Genomic DNA, 6,930 nt, shown 5'->3' with positions numbered 1-6,930 from the left:
GGCGCGGCCCGCAACAACCCCCCCCCCCCCCGGGCGGGGGGGGGGGGGCCCCGCGGCCCCCCCGCCTCCAGTCCGTCAAGCGGTCGCGCCGTCAGCGGTTGTAGGCCGGCATCGGTCCGCGGAGCGCAGCGGCCACGTCGTCGACGGCCTGCTGCACGTCGTCCGGCAGCGCACCCGCGGCCAGCGCGGCGAGGTTCGCCTCGATGTTCGCGAGCCGCGACCCACCGATCAGGACGGCGTCCACGACGGGGCGGCCGATCGTCCACCGCAGCGCGAGCTCGGCCATCGGGAGCCCCGCGCCCTCCGCGATCGAGCGGAGCCGCTCCACGGCGGCGAAGACCTCGTCGTTCCAGTACCGGTCGCGGTACATGCCCGCGAGCGGCGAGGACCCGAAGCGTCCCTCCGCCGGGTGCTCGTCCGGTCGGTGCCTGCCGGTCAGGAGCCCGCCGCCGAGCGGGTTGTAGACGACCGTCGCGAGTCCGGTGCTCCTGGCGTACTCGGCGTACTCGTCGTCGATCCGGGTCGCGATGACGCTGTACACCTGCTGCCCGAGGACGGGGGCGTCGAGTCCGAGTCCCGCGGCCGTGTGCCGCAGCTCCGCGATCTGCCAGGCCGCGAAGTTCGAGACGCCCCACGTGCGCACCGCGCCCGCGTCGACGAGCGCCCGGACGGCGGTCAGCGTGTCCTCGGCCGGCGTCGATCGGTCGGGCTGGTGCAGGTAGAGGACGTCGACGTGGTCCGTCCGGAGCCGCCGGAGGCTCGCGTGCACGCACCGCTCGACCGCCGCGGCGGACAGGGGCGCGGCGCCCTCGGCGTCCGGGTTCGGGATGCCGACCTTCGTGGCGAGCACGACGTCGTCGCGGCGTCCGCCGAGCACGGCGCCGAGGATCTCCTCGCTGCGGCCGCCGACGTACCCGTTCGCGGTGTCGATGCCGGTCCCGCCCGCCTCCAGGAACACGTCGACCATCCCGGCCGCCGTCGTCTCGTCGACGCTGTCGCCGAAGGTCATGGTGCCGAGGACGGCGGGGGCGAGCCTGCGGCCTCGGATGTCGGTGTCACGCACTGGGTTCCTCTCGTTCGGACGCCGTCGGAGCGACTCGTCGTCGAGTCGCCGGGCGACAGCCGTGCGCACCACTATTGCGTGTTTCACGCAGGTCGTCTAGCGTGTTTCGTGCACCCCGCCGATCCGTCGACGGGACCGTCCACCGACCCCGAGGAGGGTCCGATGTCGAACCGCCTCGCCGCGATCGCCGACGACCTGTCCGGAGCCGCCGAGGTCGCCGCGGTCCTCGGCACCGGGTCGGTCACCGTCGCCCTCACGCTCCCCGCCGCGCTCGAGCACGTCGCTCGGTCCCGGTCCGACGTCGTCCTGGACTGCGACACGCGGTCGCTCGACCCGGCCGCGCGGCGCGCGGCCGTCACGCAGGCGGCGCAGCGGATGCGCGTAGCCGGAGCGCCGGTGCGGCTGGTGAAGACCGACTCGCTGCTGCGCGGCGGCGTGGGGGACGTCGTCGACGGGCTCCTCGACGCCGGCGCACGCGTCGTGGTCGCCACGGCGCTCCCGGCACTCGGGCGGACGGTGGTCGACGGCGCACTCCACGTGCACGGCAGGCCGGTGGCGGAAGCGGGACTGCACGGCCTGGAGGCACGGGTCGTCCCCGGTCCGCTGGCCGCGGTCGGGCAGCGCGCCCGGTCCGTCCCCCTCGCGGTCGTGCGCGCCGGCAGCGACGCCGTCCTCGACGCGATCGGGCGGGCGCTCGACGCCGGCGAGGTCCCCGTGCTCGATGCCGTCTCCGACGACGATCTGGACCGGGTCGCAGCGGCGCTCGACGGCGTCGACTGCACGGTCCTCGGCTCCGGCGGCATCGCCGCGGCGACCGGGCGGCTCCGCGGAGCGGCACCCTCCGACCCGGTCGTCCCCGACGACCACGAGCGGTCGGCGTGCGTCGGTGACGTCCACGGCGTGCTGCTCGTCGTCGGGACGGCCAGCAGCGAGGCGACCCGGCAGCTCGAGGTCCTCGCGGCCAGCGGCGTCCCGGTCGTGCCCCTGCCCCGCGACGTCCTGCTCCGTGCCGTCGACCGCCGCGAGGTCGACGACGTCGACCACCCGGCGCTCCACGCCGTGCGGACGGCACTGCGCAGCGGGAGCGCGGCGATCTGCGTCGAGGACCGGCACGAACCGGTCCCGCACCTCGCCCGACGGCTCGCCGACGGCCTCGGCATCGTGGCCGCCGCCGTCAGCGGGCAGGCCGCGCTCGTGCTCACCGGCGGGGAGACGGCCCGGTCCGTGCTCACCCGCCTCGACATCACGAGCCTCGTGCCGGAGGGCGCCGTCGAACCGGGCTGCGTCGTGTCCCGCGCGGACGACGGCCGTCGTGTCGTCACGCGTCCCGGCAGCTTCGGGACCGTCACCAACCTGCTCGACGCCGCCACGGTCCTCCAGGCCGGCTCGACCGATCACACCCCGCAGCCGGAGGCCGCCTCGACGCGGCCCCGGGCAGACCGAACCGAAAGGCAGCACCTGTGATGAACGCCACTCCGATCGTCGCCGTCACGATGGGCGACGGGGCCGGTGTCGGCCCAGAGATCGTCGTCGAGGCCGTCGTGTCACCGGACGTCCTGGCCGTCTGCCGACCCGTCGTCGTCGGCGACCTCGCCCGCCTCCGCCAGGCCGCCGCGATCCGGGGCGTCGACGCCACGTTCAACGTCGTCGCGGACGTCGCCGACGCGACGTTCCAGGACGGCGTCGTCGACGTGGTCGACCTCGGTCTCCTCCCCGAGGACCTGCCGTGGGGGCGGCTCTCGCCGGTCGCCGGTGACGCGGCCTTCCAGTACATCCGCGTCGCGTGCGAGGCGGCGATGGCCGGGAAGGTCCAGGCGATCTGCACGGCGCCGCTCAACAAGGAGGCCCTGCACGCAGGCGGGCACGTCTTCCCCGGGCACACCGAGATGCTCGCGGAGCTGATGGGCGTCGACGAGGTCTCGATGATGCTCTCGACCGCGAAGCTCAAGGTCGTCCACGTGACCACCCACGTCGGACTCATCGACGCCGTCGCGCGGATCGAACCGGGACTCGTCGAGCGGACGATCCGGCGCGGCAACGAGGCCCTCGTGCGCGCGGGCAACCCGCACCCGAAGATCGGCGTGGCGGCGATCAACCCCCACGCCGGTGAGAACGGCCTGTTCGGCTACGGCGAGGAGGCCGAGAAGATCGCTCCGGGCGTCGAGGCCGCGCGCGCCGACGGGATCGACGCCGTCGGGCCGCTGCCCGCCGACACCCTCTTCTTCCTCGCGGGCCGCGGGGACTACGACCTCGTCGTCGCGATGTACCACGACCAGGGCCACGGCCCCGTGAAGGTGCTCGGGATCGAGGCCGGCGTCAACATCACGGTGGGCCTCCCGGTCATCCGCACGTCGGTCGACCACGGGACGGCGTTCGACATCGCGGGCACCGGCAAGGCCGATGTCGCTAGCATGATCGAGGCGCTCCGCCAGGCGGCCGAACTCGCCCCGACGTCGGGTGCGATGAGCCAGTCGCAGGGCGCCTGACCCGTCCCCAGTCCCTGCCGTCCGGAGGTGCCCGGTGTCGATCTCGGCCAGAGCGCGGCGTGAAGCCATCGTCACGCTCGCGACCACGGTCGGACTCGCGAGCGTCGACGAGCTCTCCGAGCGGTTCGGGGTCACCGCCTCCACCATCCGGCGCGACCTCGCGAGCCTGCAGGAGCAGCGGAAGCTGACCCGGACGTTCGGCGGCGCGATGGCGGTGGCCGCGCACCCCGAGGCGTCGTTGCGACAGCGGCTCGGCGAGCACTTCGACGCCAAGCGCGACATCGCCCGACGGGCCGCTGCGACCGTGGCCCCCGGGGCGTCGCTCTTCCTCGACAACGGCTCGACCGTCGCCGCGTTCGCCCGTGCGCTGCCGGTCGACACGGACCTCACCGTCACGACCACGAGCGTCGGCGTCATCACCGACATGGCCGACCGCGACGACGTCCGACTCGTCACGCTCGGCGGCGAGTACCGAGCGTTGAGCAACGGCTTCGTCGGCGGCCTGACGGAGGCGGCGCTCGAGTACCTGACCTTCGACGCGGCCTACCTCGGTGCCGACGCGGTGTCGCCGGAGCGCGGGATCTGCGAGGCGGACCTCGGTCAGATCCGCCTGAAGGAGCTCATCGCCCGGCGTGCGGACGCGGTGTACGTCCTCGCCGACTCGTCGAAGCTCGCGCAGTCGGAGTTCCACGCGTGGACGCGCCTCGGCGGCGGGTGGACGCTGGTGACGGACGACGGCGTGGCGCCGGAACTCGTCGAGCGCTTCACGGCAGCGGGCATCACCGTCACCACGGCCTGATCCACCGTCGCTCAGCGCCACGCGCTCCGCCGCGCCTTCCCGGTGTCGTCCCGGAGCGGCTCGTGCACGATCGTCCAGCTCCGGGGACGCGTCTCCGGGTCGAGCGCCGTCGCCGCCCACGCGTCGAACTCCGCCGCGGTGACGTCGGCGTCCCCGACGTCGACGACCGCGTGCACCCGCTGCCCGAGGTCCGGGTCCGGCTGGCCGACCACCAGGCTGCTGCGGACGGCGGGGTGGCGTTCGAGTGCGGACTCGACGGCGGCGGGCCACACGTTCACGCCGCCGCTCACGATCAGGTCGTCCTGCCGGTCCGCGATGTACAGGTAGCCGTCGTCGTCGAGCCACCCGCTGTCACCGAGGCTGTGCCAGGCATCCGCAGGGGGCGCGTCGACTCCGAGGTAGCGGTAGGTCGCCGGCCCGGGCCGTGTCATCTCGATGCGACCGACTTCGCCGACCGGGGCTTCGCTCCCGTCCGCTCGGAGGATCCGGACGACGGTCCCGCCGGTGGGCCGGCCGACGCTGCCCTCGTGTCGGAGCCACTCGTCGCCGCGGATCGTGGTCAGCCCGTTCGACTCGGTGCCGGAGTAGACCTCGACGACCCGCTCGGGTCCGAGCCATCGGATCCACTCCCGCTTGACGTGCGGCGGGCAGACCGCGCCGATGTGCAGGACCGAGTCCAGTGCCGTCGTGTCCGTCGCGTCGAGGCGCGAGGGACCGAGGGCGGCGATCCGGGACATCATCGTCGGCACGACCATGCCCCAGGTCACGCGTGCGCGAGCGACGAAGTCGAGCCAGGTGCCGGCGTCGAAGCGCGGCATGAGGACGAGGGAGTGTCCGGTCATCAGACCGCGCATGGCGTAGACGAACGGCGCGGCGTGGTGCAGGGGACCGGCGACGAGCTGGCGGGCGTGCCGGGGGACGAAGGCGGCGACGCGTCCGTCCGGGTCGACGTGCGCCGAGGCCGCTGCGACGACGACCTTGGGGGTGCCCGTGCTGCCACTCGAGGTCGGTGCCTTCCAGGACGCGGCGGCCAGGTCCTCCGCCAGTGGCTCGGCGTCGGCGGGGGACGGCGTGGTGCCGGCGGACGTGAGCGGCATCCACGGGTGCCCGTCGACGGGGTCGTCGGCGACGACGAGGGCGGGACGGACGAGTCCGAGCACCGCGCGGAGGTCCGCTCCCGGCAGGCGCGGGGAGAGCGGTTGCGGGGTCGCGCCGGCCTTCCACGCGGCGACCGTGGCGACCACGGTGTCGACCGTGTTCGCGCCGGTGATCGTCACGATGTCGTCGGTGCGGACCCCGGCGTCCCGGAATCGCCGAGCAAGGGCGTTCGCGCGGGCCTCGACCTCCCCGCGGGGGACGTCGTCGACCGCCGGTGCGTCCGGATCGCGCTGCGCGAGTTCCGTGAAGGCGCGTGAGATCGAGGTGCGCACGGCGTCAGGCCGGCAGGGGAGCGCTGCGGGTCCGACCGATCGCGACGCCGCCCGAGGCCGCCAGGAGCCGCTCGTACAGTGCGACGTGGGACGCGGCTGCGGTCGTCCAGGAGTACCGCGCGGCCAGGGCCCGGCCCGGCCCGGGGTCGAGCGGGTCGGAGAGCGACACCTGCAGGGCGTCGGCGATCCCCTCGACGTCGGCCGCGAACCGGACGGTGTCGCCGAGCACCTCGCGCAGCACCGGAAGGTCCCGGGCGACGACGGGCACCCCGGCTGCGAGGGCCTCCATCGCCGCGAGGCCGAAGCCCTCCTTCGTGGAGACGAACGAGAACGCCGCTGCCCCGGCGACGAGCGCGGGGAGGTCCGGGTCGGGCACGACGCCGAGCTCGGTCACCGGGATGCCCCGTCGGCTGACCAGCTCGTCCACCGCCGCGCGGTAGGGCCGGTAGTCGAAGAGCGTCTCGCCCCCGGCCAGCACGAGTCGGACATCGGACCCCACGCGCTCGCGCAGCCGGTCGTACGCGGCGACCAGGTCGATGGTGCCCTTGCGGGGCTCGATGCCGCCGACGGCGAGGACGTACCGGCCGAGCCGGTCGGTCCACCTCGCCCGCGCGGCGACGGCCTCCGGCGACGGCCCGGCCGCCGCCGTGAACCGCACGGCGTCGACGCCGTTCGGGATGACCGTCGCGGTGCGGCCGTGGGCGTCCTGGACCTCGGCGGCGACGGACGCCGACACGCAGACGAGAGCCGCGGGCTCCCGGACGGCGCGGTCATGGCAGGCCACGAGCTGCGCGGTGGTGAAGGTGTCGAGGTGGTGCACGGTCCGTACCGCGCCGTCGCAGGCGTTCGCGGAGATGCAGTCCTGCGCGTGCACGACGTCGAGGCCCTCGAGCCCGAGGCCGTCGCGCAGGGCGGCGATGGAACGGACGATGCGCTCGCCGACGGTCTCGCCGTCCGGTCCGTCGGGGAACGACACGACCTGCAGTCGCACGCGCGGGTCGACGTCGCGGAAGAACACGTGGTCACCGCCTCGGCCGAGCGTGCCGACCGTGACGTCGTGACCCAGCTCGACGAGCGCCTCCGCGAGTGCGAGGGTGTGCACGACACCGCCGCGCGGCCGGGTGGAGTAGGTGAGCAGGGCGATCCGCACGC

General features: G+C 74.5%; 6 protein-coding genes. 3 read left to right on the top strand and 3 right to left on the bottom strand.

Annotated elements, in window-relative coordinates:
- Positions 1–91 precede the first annotated feature (91 nt).
- Positions 92–1,063, bottom strand: a complete 972-nt coding sequence (locus QUG92_RS16965; RefSeq protein ID WP_289460069.1) for an aldo/keto reductase — start codon at positions 1,061–1,063, stop codon at positions 92–94.
- Positions 1,064–1,225: 162 nt separating this feature from the next.
- On the opposite strand from QUG92_RS16965, the gene QUG92_RS16960 reads away from it, so the two are divergent.
- Genes QUG92_RS16960 through QUG92_RS16950 form a run of 3 tightly spaced genes read left to right on the top strand, consistent with a single transcriptional unit; the run spans position 1,226 to position 4,348 of the window.
- A complete protein-coding gene (locus tag QUG92_RS16960) occupies positions 1,226–2,527 on the top strand; it encodes a four-carbon acid sugar kinase family protein (protein ID WP_289460068.1) in 1,302 nt (433 codons plus the stop codon).
- Positions 2,527–3,549 carry a 4-hydroxythreonine-4-phosphate dehydrogenase PdxA gene (gene pdxA / locus QUG92_RS16955; RefSeq protein WP_182045536.1) on the top strand — a complete coding sequence of 341 codons (1,023 nt, stop codon included), beginning with the start codon at positions 2,527–2,529 and terminating at the stop codon, positions 3,547–3,549. The genes QUG92_RS16960 and pdxA overlap by 1 nt, the downstream gene beginning before the upstream one ends.
- A gap of 34 nt (positions 3,550–3,583) precedes the next feature.
- Entirely contained in the window at positions 3,584–4,348 is a 765-nt protein-coding gene (locus QUG92_RS16950) for a DeoR/GlpR family DNA-binding transcription regulator (RefSeq protein ID WP_182045535.1), read from the top strand.
- 11 nt (positions 4,349–4,359) lie between these two features.
- Here the strand turns inward: QUG92_RS16950 and QUG92_RS16945 are convergent, their stop codons facing one another.
- Positions 4,360–5,778, bottom strand: coding sequence for an AMP-binding protein (locus QUG92_RS16945; RefSeq protein WP_289460067.1), 1,419 nt, complete (start codon positions 5,776–5,778; stop codon positions 4,360–4,362).
- 4 nt (positions 5,779–5,782) lie between these two features.
- Positions 5,783–6,928: an MSMEG_0565 family glycosyltransferase gene (locus tag QUG92_RS16940; protein WP_289460066.1), complete on the bottom strand. Its 1,146-nt coding sequence runs from the start codon at positions 6,926–6,928 to the stop codon at positions 5,783–5,785.
- Positions 6,929–6,930: the final 2 nt, after the last annotated feature.

The sequence above is a fragment of the Curtobacterium citri genome, from assembly GCF_030362955.1.
GTDB classification, from domain to species: domain Bacteria; phylum Actinomycetota; class Actinomycetes; order Actinomycetales; family Microbacteriaceae; genus Curtobacterium; species Curtobacterium citri.
The sequence above is the reverse complement of the archived record's forward strand: the minus strand, read 5'-3'. Positions and strand labels throughout refer to the sequence as shown.